Raw genomic sequence first — 21,454 nt, 5'->3', positions numbered from 1 at the left:
AACCTCAAATTCTTACTAAACTTATGGAGATGGTGCAGTTGCAGGCTTTTGTGTCTGGATTTTGCTCAGGAAAGGTAGATATTGTTGAACCACCAATTGATCTGCTTCCAAAATTGGCATATGTCCCACATTATCTAAAATCACAGGTGCTTGCGCATTTTTCAATAATGATTTTAACTCAGGTGCCACTTCGACATTAATAATTTTATCTTGCTTGCCCCATAAAATCAGGGTGGGCGCATCAATTGATTTTGCAAGCAGAGCAAAAGAATCAGGAGTAAACAGTTTATTGAGTGCGATCACTTGATCCACCATTTTTTGAGTTTGCTCAACTTTACCAATCATCATTTTTTCCTGTGCTTGAGCAATTTCTTTTGGAATAAATGGCGGAGCATACATCGCCTGTTGCATCAAGAAATTAAAGTCACCTTTTTTACTGACGATCATGTTTTTCAAATGTTTCGGATCTTTTAGGTAAGGCGTTGTTGCTGCTTTGTACACACCAGCAGCATCGACCAAGAACAGGCTTTTCGTTTCAAAAGGATATTGACCTGCATAAAGCATTGCAATCGATCCACCAAGTGAGTGACCTGCAATATGAGCTGGACCTGTCAAATTTGCGGCTTCGATAAAACGACGTAATTTTTCAGTCACATTCGGAACTGAATAATCAAAGTCTTTAGGAACTTGTGTTTCGCCACTCGCTGGTAAGTCAGGGATAATAACATGGTAATTTGCGGTTAATGCATGTGCGACACGATTCCAGTTATCACGACTACCTGCTAAACCATGAATTAAAATAACAATAGGTTTTCCTGCTTGACCACCTTCACTATATGACCAACTAATATCTCCTACTTTTAAAGTCTTGGTCTGTAAGCCAGCCCAAGCACGTTCTTGTTGTAATACATTTTGGAAACTCATTTCTATTTCAGCAGCTTGAGTAGAACTTACAGCAATTGTTGCTAAGCTGAATGAGAGCAAAGTGGCAGTGATCGTTTTTCGGAATGATGTTGAAAACAGTGTTTTGGTCATGATTGTTCTATCCTTGATTCATTTTTAAACCAATTGATTATTGTAGAAGTTTGGAATGCAGTCATTTGCATAATCTACAGATGTATGGAAATTCTTGCCAATGAAATGATTATTTTTCCATTATTTTTCTTGATATCAGGACACTCAATTATCTAAGAGTTTTTATTTTTGTCAGTGACAATCTAGCATACCCACATTAAACTAGTTTTTCATGTCAATCATAGATGGATGTACGCATGCTCACCGCTCAAGAAGCCTTAGAACGTTTAAAATCTGGTAATGCTCGTTTTGTTAAAGGGGAAACGACCCAGCAAAAATTGCTCACTCACCAACAGCGTGCTGAAATGGCAAGTGAACAAAATCCTTTTGCTATCGTCTTAGGATGTTCTGATTCTCGAGTGCCTGCGGAAATGGTATTTGATCAGGGGTTAGGTGACTTGTTTGTTATCCGAGTTGCTGGAAATATTGTTGCACCCTCTCAGGTTGGTAGTGTTGAATTTGCTGCTGAACGTTATGATTGTGCTGTGGTTGTTGTATTAGGACATAGTCATTGCGGTGCGATTCAAGCAACGATTGATACACTCAAACATCCGGATCAAGCACCATCTTCAAACTTGATGTCAATCGTAAATCGTGTACGCCCATCTGTTGAAATCTTAATGCAAACTGAGTTAAAGGATGATTTGAAAAAATTGTCTGCGCATGCAGTACGTTCAAATGTATTTGCTTCAGTGAATCAGCTACGTCATGGCTCAGCCGTATTAGAGGGTTTGATTGAAAAAGGCAAAATGATTGTTGTTGGCGCAGAATACTCGCTTGAGACAGGTGAAGTCACTTTTTTTGATTTCTAATAATTAGAATCTGATTCATAAAGGGTGCCTATAGGGCACCTTTTATGAATGGATAAGCTAAATTTAATAGAATAGGTTGGGCTTTAGCATTTGGGTGAATTTGATCGTTTTGAATTAAATTTTTATGTCCAGCGATCCCTTCTAAAAAGAAAGGCAATAACTTGACCTTATATTGCTGGCTTACAACTTTATAATTTTTTTCAAAAGCGCTGCTATACGCCGTCCCATAATTGGGTGGTATTTTCATGCCAAATAGTAAAACAGAAGCTTTCTGCTTTTGGCTGAGTTGTACCAATTGTGCTAAATTTTTTTGAATCATTTGAGGGGGTTGACCTCGTAAGCCATCATTTCCACCTAACTCAATTACAACAATTTCAGGCTGATAAGTTTGTAATAATTTAGGCAATCTTGCCAAAGCACCACTTGTAGTTTCACCACTGACGCTTGCATTGACCACTTTATGCTGTTTCGGATACTGTTGATCTAAACGCTGTTGTAATAGGTTTACCCAGCCTTGTTTGGCATCTATGCCATAACCTGCACTGAGACTGTCACCCAAAATTAAAATAGTCTTTGCTGATGCGAAAGCGGGTAATGAGCAAATCGTGATGATTCCAAATGTTTTGGATAGCGAAAATAAAACTTTAGATATTTGCATTGCACTTTAAATTTGTCCTAAAGGATACGTGACATGATGCCACAGCCGATTATTTCTGCCCAAAAAGTTACACAAAATATCCACATTAATCAGCAAACATTAACCATCTTAAAAAATATCGATTTAGATATTTATCAGGGGGAACAGATTGCGATTACAGGTCGTTCAGGTTCTGGAAAATCCACTCTATTAGGTATTCTAGCAACACTTGATCGACCAAGTATGGGGGAATTGTGGGTCTGTGGACAAGCGGTGCATACTTTAACTGAAGAGCAGCGTGCTCAGGTCCGTTTAGAAAATATTGGTTTCGTGTTTCAATCTTTTCAGCTTTTACCACAACTCAGTGCACTCGAAAATGTGATGTTACCCTTACGTCTTCAGCCTGATTTCAATTTTAGGCAAGCTGAAAATAAGGCATTGCAATGGCTAGAGCGTGTTGGATTAGTTCGCCAAGCACAGCAAACGCCTAAAGTTTTATCGGGTGGTGAGCAACAACGTGTTGCGATTGCTCGAGCCTTAATTGCTGAGCCTAAGATTATTTTTGCAGATGAACCGACAGGTAATCTGGACGGGCAAACCGCAGCAGAAATTGAGCAACTGTTATTTGATTTAAACAAAGAACTCGGAACAACTTTAATCCTTGTAACGCATGATCAAAATTTGGCAGCCTTGTGTCAACGGCATGTCAAATTGCTTGATGGTCAAATCCAAGAAATTGTAAAAGTGCAGGAGGGTGTATGAGTTCAGTTCTCAAACCACTACTTTTGCAAAGTTTCCGCACAGGAGGGTTATATTTACTGATTATTGCCCTGTCTTTAGCTATAAGTGCCACCACCGCATTAAAATTTAGTAATACTCAAGTTCAAAATGCCGTTTCATTGCAAGCTGCCGAAATGCTGGGTGCAGATTTAGTTTTGTCTGATAATGACCCTATCCAATCAAAGTGGGTACAAAATGCCCAACAACTTCATCTAAAACAGACACCTGTCACTTTGTTTGGATCAATGGCACATACCCAAGACCAATTTGTGATGGTCAATGTCAAAGCTGTCGATGAGCATTTTCCACTGCGTGGTAAATTAGAGATTCAACCGAGAGCGAAATCTATTCAACAAGGTGAAGTTTGGTTAAGTCCAAGAGCAATTGATCTGTTAAAAGTAAAACTGGGGGATCAGGTTGCCATTGCTGATGGAAAATTTAAAGTAACAGGCATTATTGAGCATGACTCTAATCAGGAGTTGGGCTTTTCAGGTTTTTCACCAACCGTGATTATTCATCAAGCAGATATTGCGAAAACAAATGCTATTCAGGTTGGGAGTCGGATTGATTATCGATTATTAATGGCAGGTGAGCCAAAACAAGTTGAAACATTTAAGACCATCTTTAAACAAGAAACCAAGCTTGAAGCTGATCCACATAATCAACAAGCAGAGAATAGTGAACAAAGCACACTGAAACTACGTGATGCGAGTCAGTCCAATACCCGTTTGATGAAACCTATTGAAAATCTGGATACCTTTCTACAGCTTGCCAACCTCTTAACCATTCTACTGTGTGGGATTGCAATTGCTTTAACCAGCCAACGTTATGTGCAACAAAATCAGGATCATATTGCTTTGATGCGTTGTCTCGGTGCGAGTAAACGACAGATATTAGTCGCTTATATGATATTGCTTGCGATTGTCAGTGCCTTATCAATTGTGATTGGAAGCTTAATCGGAATCGCGTTGGGATATGGTTTGTTGCAATTGATGTTGCAACTGATTCCACAATTGCAACTCAGCTTTGCCATTGCTGATTTGCTTATGGCATTACCCATTGCAATTTTTACCAGTGTCATGGTGCTGATTGGTTTCATTTTGCCAAGTATTTGGGAATTATTGAATACGCCACCGATTCGTGTCATTCGTCAGCAAGAGCGTTCACGTAAGTCCTACATGATGATGTTTAGTGTCGGTATTGTGAGTTTGGTCATCTTTAGTTTGGTGCTGAGTGATAATTTAAAATTAAGTTTATTGGTCTTATCTGCCATATTAGTACTTTGTGTGACTCTATTTGCTGTGATTTGGTCATTACTGAGAGTAATTAAGCAGTTGAAACATCCCTTATCTGCTTATGTTCGAATCCCACATCAGACAGCCTTGCAAATCACAGCGCTTGCATTAGGTCTCAGCTTAATAACAGTTCTAAGTGTTTTAAGAACGGATTTATTAGAGCGTTGGCAGCAGCAATTGCCTGAAGGTACACCGAATCAGTTTGTCTACGGTCTGCCACCATTTGATATGCCACAGTTCAAACAACAGCTTGAGCAGAATAATTGGCAATCAACACCTCTATATCCCAATATTCGGGGACGCTTGATTGCTAAAAACGGTCAGGCTTTCAGTACTGAACTGATTCAACAAAATAATTCCTTACGCCGTGAACTGAATCTGACTCAAGCGGAGCTTTATCCAAAAGATAATCTGATTACTCAAGGGAACCCAAAGTTCACCCAAGTTGGGCAAGTGTCGGTAGAAGAAAAATTGGCTACTGAGTTAGGGATCAAAGTCGGGGATCAGCTGAGCTTTAGCTTACCTGAAGGATCATTGGATGCCAAAGTGATTAACCTACGTTCAGTTGAGTGGGAGAGTTTTAGTCCTAATTTTTTCTTTATTTTTTCGCCCAAAACCATGGATGAAAATGCAGGAAGTTATTTAGGCAGTTTTTATGTCCCTACTGCGGATCAGCCAAAAATGGTGCGATTGATTGAACAATTTACCAATACTGTATTTATTGATGTTGGGCGTGTTTTAGATGAAGTGAAACGTTTAATGAATATATTGGTTCAGGTAGTGACAGTACTGGCAATATTGGTTGGTTTGTCAGGTATCTTGGTTTTAATTGCATGTTTGAATGTTTTAATGGATGAGCGCCGTAAAGAAGTGGCGTTATTACGATCTTTTGGTGTCGCAAAAAATAAATTAAAACAGATGCTCAGTTTAGAAATTGGTTTTATTGGCTTGGTGGCAGGAATTGTAGCATGTCTTTTTGCTGAAGTGATTAGTGCGATTGCCAGTTACAAGATGCAAATGGCAATCCAATTTCATCCTGAAATTTGGTTAATTTTACCGCTCAGTATGATGCTGGTATGTATGTTGATTGGTCGATATCGACTCAGTTATTTATGTGATATTCCACCGTTACAAAGTCTGAGAGAGATGAACCAATCTTAAAAGCTTAACTGGTTTTGACGCAGGATTTCATTCCATAGAGAATTAAGTCCTGTGCTTAACTCATTACAGTAAACATAAAATCCGAGCGTTAATAAACTAGCTAAAACCAGTGCAATGATTTGTAAGAAAACTGGATGTTGAGTTTTATGACTGAAATACCAAGAGCCTGCAAGTAAAGCACCCATGATCATTCCACCGATATGTGCTGCATTATTAATACCTGAAACAGTAAAGCCAAAGGCAAGGTTGATGCCCATAATTAATAATAATGACTTTTTATCTAACCAAAAACGTTGTTGGGGTAAAGGTGGAAATAAAGAAACAGTTGTGAGCGCAGCACCTAAACCCATCACTGCGCCAGATGCACCAGCACTGATATGTGGCAGTAATTTGGGATCAAAATGTTGTAATAATTCATAGCCGTCACGAATACTGAGATAACTGGAAAGAACGCTACCCATTAAACCCGCGAGAAAATACAGCGCAATATAATAACGACGACCAAAAAGTGGTTCAGCAACACTCCCGAAAATATACAGTGCCCACATATTCAGCATTAAATGGATCAGACCGAAATGGAAAAACATACTGCTAAACAGACGTTCGGGCTGTCCAGAGAAGGTGAGTGGTGTGAAATCTGCTCCCCAAGTAATTGCATCCATAGGGGAAGGGTCGGTAATATTCACACCTGAAAGAATTTGCCAGCCAAATAAACCAACATTGATGGCAATGAATAATGCTGTAAACCACCATATCTGTATTTGCAACTTTTGAGTAATTTGTGGTGGAGTGGTTTCAGTCATATGTTTATGCAAGTTATTACGATATAAAAATAGCTTAGCATGAATTTGTTGCCCAAGGAGTGATGCGCTTTAATGAAAGCCTTTTTAGCACGTGCAGTGATGTTGATTATCGGTATCATTCTTCTCATTCAGCTTTGGATTTTTAGTAGCTTGGTATGGTGGAGAACGCAACCCGTTGAAACAACGATGTTTATGCGTTGGGATTACCTGACTGACTTTAAGCCAATTCAACAAGACTGGCGTGATTATGATGATATTAGTGATAACTTTAAGCATGCAATTCTAGCTGCTGAAGATGCTAAATTTATTCATCATCATGGTTTCGATTGGGCTGGGATTCAGTTTGCATTAGAGCGTAATAATGAAAAAGGGGAAGTCGTTGCAGGCGGTTCCACGATTTCTCAACAGCTAGCAAAAAACTTATTCCTTTATAATCAGCGTTCATTTATTCGTAAGGGGCAGGAAGCTGTTGCTACATGGATGATGGAACGTATGTGGTCAAAACGTCGAATTTTAGAGGTTTATATGAATTCGGTCGAGTTTGGTCAAAATATCTATGGTGTTGAAGCTGCCGCACAATTTTATTATGGTAAGAGCTCGAAAAGTTTAACGCGTGAACAAGCTGCTTTTTTAGCTGCTTTACTACCAAATCCTAAGTATTATCAAGATCATCGCAATGATCATAAGTTACAGTTTCGTAAGCGTGTGATTTTAAGGTATATGAATAGTACACAAATTCCACAATAATTCAGATAAATTAAAAAAAGCTCAATATTTTTGGGCTTTTTTACCAAATTGACATAATTTTGCAGCATACTTAAACCGTGTTTTGATGAATGATAAAGCGACAAGGTTCAGTATGAATACTGCAGTGACGACAACAACGCCAACAGAATATACTTATAATGATCGATATATAAATCGTGAACTTTCTATTCTCGATTTTCATTTACGCGTACTTGAGCAAGCAGTTGATCCTCTCCACCCATTGTTAGAAAGAATGAATTTCCTGCTTATTTTTTCAAGAAATTTAGATGAATTTTTTGAAATTCGTGTTGCAGGAATGATGGAGCAATTAACTTTAGGTAATGAAAGTCGTACACCAGATGGTTTGACCCCTAAGCAAGTGCTCGATCAAATTTCTAAAACAGCACATGCTGCGATTGAACGACAATATCGTATTTTAAATGAACAAATTTTACCAAAATTGCGTGAGGAAGATATTTGCTTCTTACGCCGTGGCGAATTGACCCCAGCACAATCTGCATGGATTAAAAAATACTTCCAAGAACAAGTTGCGCCCGTTTTAACACCGATTAGTCTTGATCCAGCACATCCATTTCCACGTTTAGTCAATAAAAGTTTGAACTTTATTGTCACGCTGGAAGGTAAAGATGCTTTTGGTCGTCAGATTGATCTTGCTGTAGTGCCCGCGCCTCGCTCTTTACCTCGTGTGGTTCGTTTACCCGATGAGCTTACGGATGGTAAAGAACATCATGTCATGTTATCTGCAATTATCCATGAACATGTTTCAGATCTATTCCCAGGTATGACGGCAACAGGTTGTTATCAATTCCGTGTGACGCGTAATGCCGATTTAGCCTTAAATGAAGATGTTGAAGATTTAGCAAAAGCTTTAAAAGGTGAGTTAAGTTCACGTCGTTTTGGACGTGCCGTTCGTTTAGAAGTTACGCATAATTGTCCAAAGCATATTTATGAATATTTATTGGATGAATTTGATTTAGAAGAAGAACAGCTTTATCGCGTAGACGGTCCTGTAAATTTGGCTCGATTACTTTCTAATTTTAAACGTCCACATTTACGCTATGACTCGCATACGCCAGTGGTTCCAAAAGTATTCAAGAAGACTGAAAGTATTTTTGCCGCGATGCAAAAGCAAGACATTTTATTGCATCATCCATTTGAATCATTTGCGCCTGTAATTCAATTATTGCGTGAAGCAGCACGTGATCCGCAAGTTTTGGCAATTAAACAAACACTTTATCGTAGTGGTGCAGACTCAGAAATTGTTCAAGTTCTTGCCGAAGCGGCGCGCAATGGTAAAGAAGTCACTGCTGTGATTGAGTTACGTGCTCGTTTTGATGAAGAATCAAATATTGAAGTTGCAAATGTATTGCAAGAAGCGGGTGCCGTAGTTGTTTATGGGATCGTTGGTTATAAAACACATGCCAAAATGATTTTAGTGGTACGCCGTGAGAATAATAAATTAGTACGTTATGTACATTTGGGTACAGGGAACTACCATGCCACGAATGCACGTATCTACACCGATTATGGTCTAATGACTACAGATAAAGATTTGTGTGAAGATGTACATCGGATTTTCCAAGAGCTTACGGGCATGGGGAAAATGGCAAAACCGAAAAAGTTATTGCATGCACCATTTACATTACATGCTCAACTAATCAACTATATTGATGAAGAAATTGCGAATGCCAAAGAGGGTAAGTCGGCGCAGATTATTGTAAAAGTGAATGCATTAACCGAAGTCCAACTGATCAATAAGTTATATGAAGCATCGCAAGCAGGCGTACAAATTGACTTAATTATTCGTTCAATTTGTTGCTTACGTCCAGGGCTTCCGAATTTGTCAGAGAATATTCGTGTTCGCTCAATTGTGGGAAGATTCTTGGAACATACACGAGTTTATTATTTTAGTAATAATGGTAATCCTCGTATTTATTGTTCAAGTGCAGATTGGATGGATCGTAATTTATTTAATCGTGTAGAAGCATGTTTCCCGATTGAAGATCCTGCATTGAAAAAGCGTATTTATCAATTAGGTTTAATGAATTACTTAAAAGACAATCAGCAAGCTTGGTTATTACAAGGTGATGGTGTCTGGGATCGCGCCAAACCCGCTCAGGGTGAGGAACCGCACAACGCGCAACACAAATTACTTGATGCGATTAAATAAATCTAAAAAACCGACCTTAGGGTCGGTTTTTTGTAGATATGGATTAGTTGGTTTTAATTTCTAAGACCAACTGATTGACTAAATCGGCAGCTTCCAACTCTCTAATTTGTGCCACATTGCTCCCTGCCCAAAATGCACTATAACTAAAATCTCGGTGGGTATTTGCAATACTCATGAGTTGTTTAGCTAGATCATAAGTATAAGGATAGGCTGGCGTTTGAGGTCGATTTGGTGAGTCAAGCAGTGTGTGCCAAGTCCCCACTAAACCACGTGCTGGACGACCTGATAAGCTTGAACTGATTTGTGTAATAGATTGACTGAATAAAGCTTTTCGATAGGCTGCATTCGCATTCGAACTTTTACATTGCACAAATGCCGTACCCAATTGAACAGCAGCAGCACCTAATTTCAACATCGATTTTGCTTGATCACCATTCATAATACCGCCAGCAGCTACGACAGGTAATTTACAATGTGTTGAGATCAGTTGCACAAGATCACTGGTTTTAATGGCTGCATCAAAAGTTTGATTAAAAATGCCTCGGTGTCCTCCAGCTTCAATGCCTTGAGCAATAATAATATCAATACCCGCCGCTTCGATTGCCTGAGCCTCAATGAGATTGGTTGCAGAAACCATGGTGATAATTCCAGCTTGTTTTAAGGCTTCAATTTGATGAGGGTGTGGAATTCCAAAATGAAAACTCACAGCTTTGGGGCGAGTTTCAAGTACAACGTTCAGGAAATCATCATTATCTAAAAAGCTTGGGTAGATACAATCCAATTCAGTCGGAGGTTCTGCTCCGAATTTTTCAAATTCAGGACGAATATAATTAATCCACTGTTGAGCAACTTCTGGATCGAGTTGTTCTGATTGATGGCAGAAAAAATTAACTTGAAAAGGGTGGTCAGTCAGTTCTTGAGTTTTAATAATTTGTTGTTTTGCTGTCTCTGCTGAATTTGCCCCAAGTCCCAAAGAACCTAAAGCACCTTGATTAGAAACTTCAGCAGCAAGCTCTGGTGTTGATACACCAGCCATTGGAGCAAGGAAAATAGGATGTTTTATTTCTAATAATTCTAAAATTGACATGATTTATATACTCTTTAGCTTTTCTATCACCATAACGTAAAAACAAAAAGCCCTGCAAATAATAATCAGTATTTAATTATTGAATACCAATCTTTTAAAATACCGAGTCACACAGAAATTAAATGCCAGTCACATGGAACAATGAGCCGACCCAACTCGAAAATGCCATGGCTAAAATGCCCCATAAGGTAATACGTAGACTACCTTTTAGCATTGATGTTCGAGCAAAATAACTGGATAACGCTCCCAATAATGCGAGTGAGACGATACCTGTAATTAAAACTGAGCGAGCGACCCATGAACTTGGGCTGAGTAAAATGGCAAGCATAGGAAGTACAGCACCACATGAAAAGGAAGCAGCAGAAGAGAGCGCTGCTTGAATCGGATTCGCAGCAGTATTTTCATGTATGCCAATTTCATCACGGGCATGTGCCCCAAGTGCATCATGTTCTGTGAGTTGTGTGGCAACTTCATGTGCCAATTCAGGTTTTAGACCTCTCGAAATATAAATTTCAGTCAGTTCTTTTAATTCTGCATGCGGATTTTTTTCAAGTTCAGTTGCTTCAAATTTTAAGTCTGATTTTTCAATATCTTCTTGAGATTTTACCGAAATATATTCTCCAGCCGCCATCGAGGTTGCACCTGAGATCAGTCCAGCAATACAGGTGACCAAGAGTGTTTGCGAACTCGCACCACTGGCTGCCATCCCCATAATTAAACTTGTGACAGAAATAATGCCATCATTTGCGCCAAGCACGGCAGCACGCAGCCATCCTGAGCGTTGTATGACATGAAGTTCTTGATGGTATGACAAAGACATAATGGCTCTCTTTTTATATATGTAAACGTAATTATAGGGGCAAATAGATGAATCATTTTTATTTTAACGAATTCTTTTCTGATTAACTTAACACCATATTAATCTGGTTTTTGATTGTTTTATGTTGTTGGTTTGATGAACTGTTTATTTGTGCGATTAAAAAATGATTACTCAGCAAATTTATAGCCTTGGTGAAGGCTATAAATATGATTTGAAAGCTTCGATCGCGCGTGCTCGGCTAGTTTTAAGATCAACAATTGGTTTCGGATAATTGAGATTTTTTGATACATCTTTTGCATAAGGTTCATGTATGATTTGTGCATCCAAATGCGCTAGTTCTGGTACCCATTTACGAATATAGTCTCCATTGGAATCAAATTTTTGTGATTGACTAATTGGATTAAATACTCGGAAATAAGGGGCAGCATCTGTGCCTGTAGATGCACACCATTGCCATCCACCATTATTTGCCGCTAAGTCACCATCGATTAAATGTTGCATAAACCATTGTTCGCCAATGCGCCAATCAATCAATAGATTTTTAGTTAAAAACATAGCGCAAATCATACGAACTCGATTATGCATCCAACCTGTTGCGAGTAGCTGACGCATACCAGCATCTACAATTGGAATACCTGTTTGCCCTTGTTGCCATTTTTCTAGATTAACTGGATCATCGCGCCAAGTGATATTTTGGGTTGCTGCTTTGAAGGGTAAGTGTTTGGAGACTTGTGGAAAATCAAACAGAATATGTTGATAAAATTCACGCCATAACAGTTCATCTAGCCACGTTTGTTGACCTTCAGATTGAATAACAAAATCCCCGTGCTGTTGTCGAAACAATGCTTGGATACATTGGCGAATGGAAAGTATGCCAATATTTAAATAGGTAGAAAGCTGGCTTGTGCCTGATATTGAAGGCAGATCACGAGATATTTTGTAGTCCGTTAGATTTTGATCGATGAAATGATCCAATAAATTATGTGCGTGTGACTCACCGACATTCCAAAGAGCAGTCATTGCTGGTTTTATTTTCTCTGTATATTCGACTTGTAATTGATGAATATCTGTTTGAGCTAAAGCAGATAAATCCAACTCAATTGGTTGTTGAATATTGGGCATCGGATAGCATTGAGGTAAAGTATGTTGTAAACGTTGGTAGCATGCTTTTTTAAATGCGCCAAAAACTTGGTAGGGCAGGTTCGATTGATTACGGATAGATGCAAAAGGAAACAGAGTTCGATCATGTAAAAGTACGAGTTCTTTTTGATGCTGATTTAAAAGCTTTTGAACATTTGCATCACGTTGAAGTTCATGAACACCGACTTCAATATTCGCATAAATATTTTGAAAACTAATATGTTCTAATAAGCGAATAAAGAATTGGGGAATATCGTTCCATAAAGGAATGGTTTGAACGATTAATGGGATATTCAGGCTATCCAGTTGTTTTTTTAGTTCTTGTAATTGACGCAGATAAAATTCAATTTTAATCGGCGCATCGTCATGGCGTTGCCATTGTTCAGGCGATAATAGAACGATTGCGATACATGCACCTGTTTGAGTCGCATGCCATAAAGCAGCATGATCATGGATTCTTAAATCTTGACGAAACCAAATCAATTGATAGACATGAGACATAAGCTAACAACCATTACATTTATTAGAAAGAAATTAAATATAATTATGATTTTATCTATGTCTATGTGAAGAAAAAGCAAAGCCGAAGCTTTGCTTTTTTATCTAATTCAAAAATGAATTAGTGGTGGTGACCACCTGCACCGTGAACATGACCGTGATCTAATTCTTCTTGACTAGCATCACGGATTTCTACGATTTCAACTTCGAAAGTTAAGTCTTGACCAGCAAGAGGGAAGTTTGCATCAACAATAACGTTTTCGCCTTCAACTGCTTTAACAGTTACGATTTGAACGCCATCATCAGTTTGAGCTTGGAATTGCATACCCGCTTGGATATTGTCTACACCTTGGAACATTTGAGCTGGAACTTCTTGTACGAGGTCTGGGTTATATTCGCCGTAACCTTCAGCAGCTGGAACAGTTACAGTAAATTTTTCGCCTACTGTTTTACCAAGAAGTGCATTTTCTAAACCTGGAATGATGTTGCCCGCGCCGTGCAAATATGCAAGTGGTTCACCTTGAGATTGATCAAGTGTTTCACCCTCAGCGTTTGTTAAAGTGTAGTGGAATGAAACCACGTGGTTATTTGCAATAGCAGTCATGTTGTTTGATCCATTCAATCAATTTAGGTGTACATCATAAAGTGAAAAATAGATTTTGTTGACTATTTTCCACTTTTTGAAACTATTTCGTTATAAATGGGAACGAAATAGAAAATTTCAACTCAATAAAGTTTAATTTTTGGACGTACACGACGTGTCAGAAAATCTTTCATGGTCAGCATTCCTGCTTGGGTATAACCATGAATATTGGCTTGATGTAATCGATACAAAGACACATACATTGTTTTGGCAATAAAACCTTGTACGCTTACATCACCGAGTAATTCTCCAACAGCCTGATTACGGCTTAATGAAACCAAAGAGCCTTTATCACTGAAATTAAACATAGGTTGAGGTGAACTAGATAAACGAGCGGTCATGGCATCTGCCAAGAATGTCGCTTGTTGGCTTGCGACCTGTGCACGTGGTCCTAATGGAGGTTGACGTGCATCAAGCTGACAATTTGCACAATCTCCAAAGGCAAATACATTTGGATCTGAATACGTTTGTAATGTCGCATAGACCATTAAACGATTAATTTTATCGCGTTTAAAATCTGTAAATGATTCTAAAACTTTGGGCGCTTTGACACCTGCCGCCCATACGGTAATGTCTGAATGCAAAACATGACCGTTGCTAAAATAGACATTTGATTCATCGACTTTTTGCACTTTATGTTGCGTCAGAATGTCGATGCCCATTTTTTGTAATTGTTTCGCGCTATGTGCAGCTGTTTTTTCATTGAGCGCAGGCAAGATACGATCTGAGGCTTCGATCAAAGTAATTTTAACTTGCTTTGGATTAATTTTCTTTAACCCATAACGATAAAAATTCTTCGTGGTTTCAATCAGTTCAGCCGCTAATTCAACACCTGTTGCACCCGCACCCACGATACCAATATTCAAGGCACGTTCAGTTGCTTGGTTTTGCGCTTCAATATAAAGATGGAATAAGTCCTGTTGGAAAATATCGGCTTGTTTGCGACTATCTAAGAAATGACAATTTTCACGTACACCTTCAGTTCCGAAGTCATTTGAAACTGAACCAACAGCTAATATCAGTGTGTCGTAGCTAAGACTCTGAATAACAGGAGTATGTTCTTTAGAAAGTTGAGGAGGTGAAATCGTAATTTGTTTTTGATCTTTATTTACGTTGATTAAGGTTCCAAGGATGAACTCAAAATCATGTTTTTCTGCGTGAGCAAAATAATTGGTTTGTTCTTCGTGAGGATTTAGTGAGCCAGCGGCAATTTCGTGTAGGAGAGGCTTCCATATATGCGTGAGATTTTGGTCGATTAGGGTAATTTTGGCTTTCTTTTTCCTGCCAAAACGTTCACCTAATTGTGTTGCAAGCTCTAAACCACCTGCGCCACCACCCACAATCACGATATGATGTAAGGTTTTGCTCATGATTAACCTAATTATTTTTGTGAAAGGATGGTTGGATTATGCCATCCTTTTTTCAACATTGTATGGTTAATCTTGATAAAAATAGTAGGTTTTTTTTATACTTGATTTAAAGGATAAATTTTGGCAGCTTTGACATCATTTGTTGAAAAAAACGAGAATAAGTTTGCAAACCAAATCATAATTTTTTGAAAAATATTCGCTTCCTCAATTTCCACGTTATTTTCAATTTGTAGGCTACGAATTAACTGATTATTTTGATAAACCGTCACTGTGGCCAAATTCATGACTTGCGTCAATGGCGCTGTTAAATGCTGTTGATTGAGTTTGATATTGACGTGTGTTTTTGTCGTTTCAAGTGGTTCAATGGTTTTGATTTGCTGGTTTGTATCAAGCAAATGTATACGTTGTGTGAGTAAATCAAAACTATTTAAATCAATTGGTGTCGCTTGATCGTATAAAGATGTTGTTACGATAGTGGGTTGTTGAGTTTCAACTTTGAAAATTTTTAAAGTTGATTTGATTACAGGAAGTTCAGCAATTAGCTTTTGTTTTGGAATCACTTCTTCATCGCGTGTGTATGTATACGCTAAATTCATTAATTTATGCGCGACTTCAGCCCGTTTTACCGCACTTGGTGTTCCAAGTACCACTACAATCAAACGACGCTTATCAACATGTGGATTTAGAGTAGGGCGCTCAGCGGTTAAAGCCAAGTTGTAACCTGCTGCCTTGGTATAACCTGTTTTTAAACCATCTGCTGTTGGATCCATTTTTAATGCAAGATTTGTTGCACGATGGAAACGTTGGTTATAGCTAAAACTTGGCATTTTTGAATAATGTAAATATTCAGGTGTCTCTTTTACGATCGCTTTTGCTAATAAACTCAAATCTGCTGAAGTTGAGTAATGATCTGTCATGGTGATACCCGCAGGATTACTAAAATGGGTATCTTTCATTCCTAAGGCTTGGGCTTCTTTATTCATTCGTGCAACGAACTGTGGAACACCACCTGAAATTTTTTCAGCAAGCGTAACTGCTGCATCATTGGCAGACATGACAATCAATCCTGCTAAAAGTTGATCAACAGAAATTTGTTCACCAGCTTTTAAATACATTTGGGATTCATCCCACATGACAGTGCTCACCACAGGTGTTGCGGTTAATACCTCTTCCTTACGTAATTTACCAGCTTCGATTTCTTTCAAAGCAATATAAGCCACCATCATTTTGGTGAGCGATGCAGGCGAACGTTGAACATGACTATTATGTTCAGCAATGATTTGACCTGATTGAGCATCTACGATCGACCAAGCTTGCGCTTCAACCGTTTCAGGAGCGATATTAAGTAAATTGGCATGTACTAAATTGGCACATAACAGACTAAACAACGTAAAGAGCGAGAGGAGAAATTTCAAGAGAACACCTAGTGCAGCCGATCCAATGGCATGGAAAGCGAAAAAAGCATGCTATGACTTTTTTGTTGCAGAATCCAGCAACTTTTGCCAACAATTAAGACATCTACGCATGACTTTGTAAAAAAATGCTAAGCTGTGTGAAACTGTTCCTATTTTTATGATCTAAAACTATGTTGCACTATCAAATTGAGTTTGACGATTATCGCCAACATCTTATTCATGTCACACTTCGTTTCCTTGCTAATCCGAACCAAGAACTTTGGTTGCCGACATGGATTCCTGGCAGTTATTTGATTCGAGAGTTTTCAAAACATATTGAATCAGTAAAAGCATCTGATGAAGCAGGGCGGTTACTTAGTATTAAGAAAACGGAAAAGAACCGTTGGCAATTATTCAATACAGATCATGAATTGATTACGGTTGAATATGATGTCTACGCTTATGATTTGTCGGTACGAGGCGCATATGTTGATCAAACTCGCCTATATGTAAACCCTGCTTGTGTTTGTTTAGGTTTAATCGATCAAGAACAATCACCATGTGAAGTTGAAATTTTCTTACCGCATGAATTAAAACATTTTCAAATTGCAACAGGTTTAACTGCTAAGAGTTTGGTGAAAGGACGCTATACTTTAAAGGCAGATAACTACGATCAGTTGATTGATAGTCCATTTGAGTTGGCAGAGCAAAGCCGTTTTAGCTTTGAAGCAAATGGTATTCCGCATGAGTTTGTGATTTCAGGTAAACACAATACAAATCTAGAGCGCTTACAAACTGATATTCAGCAAATCTGTCAGACTGAAATTAAGATGTTCGGTTCTGCACCGTTTCAAACCTATACCTTTATGACTATGGCAACGGGCAATAGTTATGGCGGTCTAGAGCATTGTAATAGCACCAGTTTGATCACACCACGTGATGATTTGCCGAAAGTAGATGAAGCTGAAGAACCGTCTAAAGATTATCAGCGTTTCTTAGGCTTATGTAGCCATGAATACTTTCATTCATGGTTAGTTAAATTTATCCGTCCTGAAAACTTTACGAATTATGATCTACATAAAGAAGGATATACGAGCTTATTGTGGATTTTTGAAGGCTTTACTTCTTATTATGATGATTTAATTTTATTACGCAGCGGCGTTATTTCTCAAAAATCCTATCTGGATTTACTTAAAGCACAGATTGAGCGTTATTTACAAAATCCAGGGCGCTTTATTCAGTCTGTGTCAGAATCGAGTTTTGATGCATGGATTAAATTCTATCGTCAGGATGAAAACTCAAATAATGCAGGAACAAGTTATTACAACAAAGGTAGCTTAGTTGCGCTTTGCTTAGACTTGGGCTTGCGTTTACGTGGTTCAAACTTAGATGCCTTGATGCGCCGTTTGTATGAAAATACCCAAAAGGGCATTCAAGTCAATGAACGCACGATTTTTGAATTGTGTAATGAATTGACTGGGGATAACTGGATTGAACAAATTAATCATTTGATCAATACCACTGATGAATTGCCATTGGATCAACTATTCCCAGAGTTTGGTTTGAGCTATATCGTTAAAAATAACAAAGCATTACCTTTTGGCTTAAAAGTGCTAGATAAAGCGGAAGGTGTCATCGTGCAAAATGTTCGCCGTGATAGTGCTGCTGCGCAAGCAGGTTTGTCTGCTAACGATGTCATTATTGCGATTGATGGTATCAAAGCATCAGAAAAGTTGTTGGCGAAGTATGCAAAACAAAAAGGCTCATTTATAGTTTATGCATTCCGTCGCGATGAGCTCCTACAGTTTGAACTTCATGCTGGAGAGAATCCTCTGAATTCGGTTGAGTTAAAAGTTGAAGATCAAACCAAATTAGAGGTTTGGTTGAAAGGTTGATGCAATTGATAGCGTTGTACGCACCGTTAGCATAAATTATTGTGTGAATGAGGGAACAGATTCAGTTTCCCTCATTTGTATATCAAAATTTTAATTAAGATTTTTGAAAATAATTAGTTACCACGATAAGTTGAGTATCCATAAGGACTTATCAAAAGTGGAATATGATAATGTTCAAGATTGCCATCCACAGAGAAAATTACAGGAACTTCTGGGAAAAATGAGCTTTGCTTATTCTTTTGGAAGCATTCATCTGTTTTAAAAGTGTAAATGAAACTTGAGTCGAATATTCGTACGGACTTAAACAATTTATTATGGTTAAGCATTTTATAAAATATTTGGCAGAAATGAATTGGCAAATAAAATTTTAAAAAATGTAGGGTTTAATCGTACGGAAGTACTCAAGCATTGGTATTTCGTAGCGAAATGTCAATATCACGATATATTACATTGACTGAGAAGTAATCAACGCTGATACTCTCATGTTTTATTTAAGCTAACCGGTTCCTTGGTCACAAAGCGTAAGCTTTATACCATTATTTCGTAGCGAAATGTCAATATCACAAGATATTGCGTTGACTGAGATACGTTGAGGACTGATACTCTCAGACCTTAATCAAGCAAACCGGTTTTAATGGACTGGGCCAAAAGCTCGTTCATGAAAAACTCAACCAAACACAAGGGGCTATATATGGCTGGTGGAAAGTCAAAAATCATTTATACACTGACTGATGAGGCGCCATTGTTGGCGACCTATTCGCTACTGCCGATCATTGAGACCTTTACTAAGCCAGCTGGCATAGAAATTGTCAAGAGTGACATTTCTGTTGCAGCACGTGTGCTTGCGGAATTTTCGGAATACTTAAGCGATGAGCAGAAGGTAAGCAATAACCTTGCTGAGCTTGGTCGCCTTACTCAAGATCCAGATACAAATATCATTAAACTGCCAAATATCAGTGCTTCAGTTGCTCAGTTAACAGCATGTATCAAAGAATTGCAGTCTAAAGGATATGCAATTCCTGATTATCCAGAAAATCCAACAACGGATGAAGAGAAAGAACTTAAGACACGTTACGGTAAATGTCTTGGTTCTGCTGTAAACCCAGTATTACGTGAAGGTAATTCAGATCGTCGTGCGCCTGCTGCTGTAAAAAATTATGCGAAAAAGCATCCTCATTCAATGAGTGAGTGGAAACAATGGTCACAAACGCACGTTTCGCATATGGAAGAAGGTGACTTCTACCATGGCGAGAAATCAATGACACTTGATCGTGCGCGTAATGTGAAGATGGAGTTAATCACGAAGAGCGGTGAGACAATCGTTCTCAAGTCTAAAGTTGAGCTTCAAGATGGTGAAGTGATTGACTCAATGTTCATGAGCAAAAAGGCATTGTGTGACTTCTATGAGAAGCAACTTGATGACTGCCGTGAAGCTGGTATTTTATTTTCATTACACGTAAAAGCGACCATGATGAAAGTTTCACACCCGATCGTTTTCGGTCACTGTGTGAAAATTTACTATAAGGATGCTTTTGAAAAACACAGTAAGTTATTTGATCAGTTAGGTATTAATGTCAACAATGGTATGGCAGGTCTTTATGAAAAGATCGCAACTTTACCAACTTCACTCCGTGAAGAAATCATTGAAGATTTACATGCTTGCCAAGAACATCGCCCAGCATTAGCTATGGTTGATTCAGCGAAAGGGATTGATAACTTCCATTCTCCAAATGACGTGATTGTAGATGCATCTATGCCAGCAATGATTCGTGGTGGTGGTAAAATGTGGGGTGCCGATGGTAAACCTTACGATTGTAAAGCTGTTATGCCTGAATCAACTTTTGCACGTATCTACCAAGAAATGATCAATTTCTGTAAGTGGAATGGTAACTTTGACCCACGTACGATGGGTACTGTACCGAACGTTGGTTTGATGGCGCAAAAAGCTGAAGAATACGGTTCACACGACAAAACTTTTGAAATTCCTGAAGCGGGTATTGCGAACATTACCGATTTAGACACTGGTGAAGTGTTGATGTCTCAGAATGTAGAAGAAGGCGATATCTGGCGTATGTGTCAGGTGAAAGATGCACCAATTCGTGACTGGGTAAAACTTGCGGTAAGTCGTGCGCGTAACTCTGGTATGCCTGCGATTTTCTGGCTTGACCCATATCGTCCACACGAAAATGAGTTGATCAAGAAAGTTGAAAAGTATCTAGAAGAACATGATACAGAGGGTCTTGATATTCAAATCATGTCACAAGTGCGTGCAATGCGTTATACGCTTGAACGTGTAGCACGTGGTTTAGACACAATCTCTGTGACTGGTAACATCTTACGTGATTATTTAACTGACTTGTTCCCGATCATGGAATTGGGTACTTCAGCGAAAATGTTATCAATCGTTCCGTTAATGGCGGGCGGTGGTATGTATGAAACAGGTGCAGGTGGTTCAGCGCCGAAGCATGTTCAGCAGTTAGTTGAAGAAAACCATTTGCGTTGGGATTCGCTTGGTGAGTTTCTTGCGCTTGCAGTATCTTTAGAAGAGCTTGGTCTTAAAGAAGATAATGCACGTGCGAAGTTACTTGCAGAAACTCTTGATCAAGCAACGGGTAAATTGTTAGATAACGATAAATCTCCATCTCGTCGTACGGGTGAGCTAGATAACCGCGGTAGCCACTTCTATTTAGCAATGTATTGGGCTGAAGCGCTTGCTGCTCAAAACGAAGATGCTGAATTGAAAGCGAAGTTTGCTCCTCTTGCAAAAGCCTTGGTTGAAAATGAACAAAAAATTCTTGCTGAATTAAGTGAAGTACAGGGTAAAGCAGCTGATATTGGTGGTTACTACGCTGTGGATCCAGTAAAAGTAAATGCAGTAATGCGTCCAAGTTCAACGCTTAATGCTACGCTTGAAATGATTTAAGTTTTAATGTAGAACTAACAAACCTGTTGGTAATGTAAAAATACCGATGCGAAAGCATCGGTATTTTTTTATTTATAATAGACTTCCTTCATAAATCATTTTTCAATCGTAAGCGTCCGCTGAACACACCTTATGAATTCATCCTATAAGCCTTAATTTAGTCCCCACTTAAAAACAAGTGGGG

Annotated in this window: 17 protein-coding genes; 7 read left to right on the top strand and 10 right to left on the bottom strand. The window is 38.6% G+C overall.

Features of this window, described 5'->3' with window-relative positions; all coding sequences use genetic code 11:
- Positions 1-21 precede the first annotated feature (21 nt).
- Positions 22-1,035, bottom strand: coding sequence for an alpha/beta fold hydrolase (locus NO346_RS06995; protein WP_256414718.1), 1,014 nt, complete (start codon positions 1,033-1,035; stop codon positions 22-24).
- A gap of 236 nt (positions 1,036-1,271) precedes the next feature.
- Between NO346_RS06995 and NO346_RS06990 the strand changes: the two genes are divergently transcribed.
- Positions 1,272-1,886 carry a carbonic anhydrase gene (locus tag NO346_RS06990; protein ID WP_256414717.1) on the top strand — a complete coding sequence of 205 codons (615 nt, stop codon included), beginning with the start codon at positions 1,272-1,274 and terminating at the stop codon, positions 1,884-1,886.
- A 28-nt stretch (positions 1,887-1,914) separates the two neighbouring features.
- Here the strand turns inward: NO346_RS06990 and NO346_RS06985 are convergent, their stop codons facing one another.
- Positions 1,915-2,544 (bottom strand): arylesterase, encoded by a 630-nt coding sequence (locus NO346_RS06985; RefSeq protein ID WP_208727942.1) that lies wholly within the window; start codon positions 2,542-2,544, stop codon positions 1,915-1,917.
- A gap of 36 nt (positions 2,545-2,580) precedes the next feature.
- Here NO346_RS06985 and NO346_RS06980 point away from each other — a divergent pair, with 36 nt between their 5' ends.
- Both NO346_RS06980 and NO346_RS06975 read left to right on the top strand, forming a co-directional pair.
- Complete coding sequence (locus NO346_RS06980) at positions 2,581-3,285, top strand: ABC transporter ATP-binding protein (RefSeq protein WP_087537016.1); 705 nt, start codon at positions 2,581-2,583, stop codon at positions 3,283-3,285.
- The gene (locus tag NO346_RS06975; protein WP_256414716.1) at positions 3,282-5,759 is read left to right on the top strand and encodes an ABC transporter permease; all 2,478 of its coding nucleotides are present in this window, start codon (positions 3,282-3,284) and stop codon (positions 5,757-5,759) included. The genes NO346_RS06980 and NO346_RS06975 overlap by 4 nt, the downstream gene beginning before the upstream one ends.
- Here NO346_RS06975 and NO346_RS06970 read toward each other — a convergent pair.
- Positions 5,756-6,562: a rhomboid family intramembrane serine protease gene (locus tag NO346_RS06970; protein ID WP_256414715.1), complete on the bottom strand. Its 807-nt coding sequence runs from the start codon at positions 6,560-6,562 to the stop codon at positions 5,756-5,758. The genes NO346_RS06975 and NO346_RS06970 overlap by 4 nt on opposite strands.
- A 72-nt stretch (positions 6,563-6,634) precedes the next feature.
- Between NO346_RS06970 and mtgA the strand changes: the two genes are divergently transcribed.
- Positions 6,635-7,309 (top strand): monofunctional biosynthetic peptidoglycan transglycosylase, encoded by a 675-nt coding sequence (mtgA, locus tag NO346_RS06965; protein ID WP_004663315.1) that lies wholly within the window; start codon positions 6,635-6,637, stop codon positions 7,307-7,309.
- Positions 7,310-7,421: 112 nt separating this feature from the next.
- Entirely contained in the window at positions 7,422-9,500 is a 2,079-nt protein-coding gene (ppk1, locus tag NO346_RS06960; RefSeq protein ID WP_087545502.1) for a polyphosphate kinase 1, read from the top strand.
- 43 nt (positions 9,501-9,543) lie between these two features.
- Here the strand turns inward: ppk1 and NO346_RS06955 are convergent, their stop codons facing one another.
- From NO346_RS06955 to NO346_RS06930, 6 genes are all read right to left on the bottom strand, one after another.
- Positions 9,544-10,587 carry a nitronate monooxygenase family protein gene (locus tag NO346_RS06955; RefSeq protein WP_256414714.1) on the bottom strand — a complete coding sequence of 348 codons (1,044 nt, stop codon included), beginning with the start codon at positions 10,585-10,587 and terminating at the stop codon, positions 9,544-9,546.
- A gap of 118 nt (positions 10,588-10,705) precedes the next feature.
- Complete coding sequence (locus NO346_RS06950; protein WP_208727938.1) at positions 10,706-11,407, bottom strand: VIT family protein; 702 nt, start codon at positions 11,405-11,407, stop codon at positions 10,706-10,708.
- A 198-nt stretch (positions 11,408-11,605) separates the two neighbouring features.
- Positions 11,606-13,048, bottom strand: a complete 1,443-nt coding sequence (locus tag NO346_RS06945) for a deoxyribodipyrimidine photo-lyase (RefSeq protein WP_256414713.1) — start codon at positions 13,046-13,048, stop codon at positions 11,606-11,608.
- A 118-nt stretch (positions 13,049-13,166) separates the two neighbouring features.
- The gene (locus NO346_RS06940) at positions 13,167-13,649 is read right to left on the bottom strand and encodes a peptidylprolyl isomerase (protein WP_004663295.1); all 483 of its coding nucleotides are present in this window, start codon (positions 13,647-13,649) and stop codon (positions 13,167-13,169) included.
- Between the two features lie 122 nt (positions 13,650-13,771).
- Positions 13,772-15,058, bottom strand: a complete 1,287-nt coding sequence (locus NO346_RS06935; RefSeq protein WP_256414712.1) for an NAD(P)/FAD-dependent oxidoreductase — start codon at positions 15,056-15,058, stop codon at positions 13,772-13,774.
- A gap of 95 nt (positions 15,059-15,153) precedes the next feature.
- Positions 15,154-16,473, bottom strand: coding sequence for a D-alanyl-D-alanine carboxypeptidase PBP6B (locus NO346_RS06930; protein WP_256414711.1), 1,320 nt, complete (start codon positions 16,471-16,473; stop codon positions 15,154-15,156).
- Between the two features lie 170 nt (positions 16,474-16,643).
- Between NO346_RS06930 and NO346_RS06925 the strand changes: the two genes are divergently transcribed.
- A complete protein-coding gene (locus NO346_RS06925; RefSeq protein ID WP_256414710.1) occupies positions 16,644-18,347 on the top strand; it encodes a M61 family metallopeptidase in 1,704 nt (567 codons plus the stop codon).
- Between the two features lie 113 nt (positions 18,348-18,460).
- Here the strand turns inward: NO346_RS06925 and NO346_RS06920 are convergent, their stop codons facing one another.
- Positions 18,461-18,673: a hydroxyisourate hydrolase gene (locus NO346_RS06920; RefSeq protein ID WP_371924531.1), complete on the bottom strand. Its 213-nt coding sequence runs from the start codon at positions 18,671-18,673 to the stop codon at positions 18,461-18,463.
- Positions 18,674-19,038: 365 nt separating this feature from the next.
- Between NO346_RS06920 and NO346_RS06915 the strand changes: the two genes are divergently transcribed.
- Positions 19,039-21,270 carry an NADP-dependent isocitrate dehydrogenase gene (locus NO346_RS06915; protein ID WP_087548175.1) on the top strand — a complete coding sequence of 744 codons (2,232 nt, stop codon included), beginning with the start codon at positions 19,039-19,041 and terminating at the stop codon, positions 21,268-21,270.
- The last annotated feature ends 184 nt before the right edge of the window (positions 21,271-21,454 follow it).

The sequence above is a fragment of the Acinetobacter sp. 5862 genome (assembly GCF_024494585.1).
In the GTDB taxonomy this organism is placed as follows: domain Bacteria; phylum Pseudomonadota; class Gammaproteobacteria; order Pseudomonadales; family Moraxellaceae; genus Acinetobacter.
Note: the sequence above shows the minus strand (reverse complement) of the source record. Positions and strands in the feature narration are given on the sequence as shown.

Excerpts from the sequence above, each read along its gene's own strand:
- NO346_RS06995 (WP_256414718.1), bottom strand. The coding sequence starts at position 1,035 with ATGACCAAAACACTGTTTTCAACATCATTCCGAAAAACGATCACTGCC.
- NO346_RS06990 (WP_256414717.1), top strand. The coding sequence starts at position 1,272 with ATGCTCACCGCTCAAGAAGCCTTAGAACGTTTAAAATCTGGTAATGCT.
- NO346_RS06985 (WP_208727942.1), bottom strand. The coding sequence starts at position 2,544 with ATGCAAATATCTAAAGTTTTATTTTCGCTATCCAAAACATTTGGAATC.
- NO346_RS06980 (WP_087537016.1), top strand. The coding sequence starts at position 2,581 with ATGCCACAGCCGATTATTTCTGCCCAAAAAGTTACACAAAATATCCAC.
- NO346_RS06975 (WP_256414716.1), top strand. The coding sequence starts at position 3,282 with ATGAGTTCAGTTCTCAAACCACTACTTTTGCAAAGTTTCCGCACAGGA.
- NO346_RS06970 (WP_256414715.1), bottom strand. The coding sequence starts at position 6,562 with ATGACTGAAACCACTCCACCACAAATTACTCAAAAGTTGCAAATACAG.
- mtgA (WP_004663315.1), top strand. The coding sequence starts at position 6,635 with ATGAAAGCCTTTTTAGCACGTGCAGTGATGTTGATTATCGGTATCATT.
- ppk1 (WP_087545502.1), top strand. The coding sequence starts at position 7,422 with ATGAATACTGCAGTGACGACAACAACGCCAACAGAATATACTTATAAT.
- NO346_RS06955 (WP_256414714.1), bottom strand. The coding sequence starts at position 10,587 with ATGTCAATTTTAGAATTATTAGAAATAAAACATCCTATTTTCCTTGCT.
- NO346_RS06950 (WP_208727938.1), bottom strand. The coding sequence starts at position 11,407 with ATGTCTTTGTCATACCATCAAGAACTTCATGTCATACAACGCTCAGGA.
- NO346_RS06945 (WP_256414713.1), bottom strand. The coding sequence starts at position 13,048 with ATGTCTCATGTCTATCAATTGATTTGGTTTCGTCAAGATTTAAGAATC.
- NO346_RS06940 (WP_004663295.1), bottom strand. The coding sequence starts at position 13,649 with ATGACTGCTATTGCAAATAACCACGTGGTTTCATTCCACTACACTTTA.
- NO346_RS06935 (WP_256414712.1), bottom strand. The coding sequence starts at position 15,058 with ATGAGCAAAACCTTACATCATATCGTGATTGTGGGTGGTGGCGCAGGT.
- NO346_RS06925 (WP_256414710.1), top strand. The coding sequence starts at position 16,644 with ATGTTGCACTATCAAATTGAGTTTGACGATTATCGCCAACATCTTATT.
- NO346_RS06920 (WP_371924531.1), bottom strand. The coding sequence starts at position 18,673 with ATGCTTAACCATAATAAATTGTTTAAGTCCGTACGAATATTCGACTCA.
- NO346_RS06915 (WP_087548175.1), top strand. The coding sequence starts at position 19,039 with ATGGCTGGTGGAAAGTCAAAAATCATTTATACACTGACTGATGAGGCG.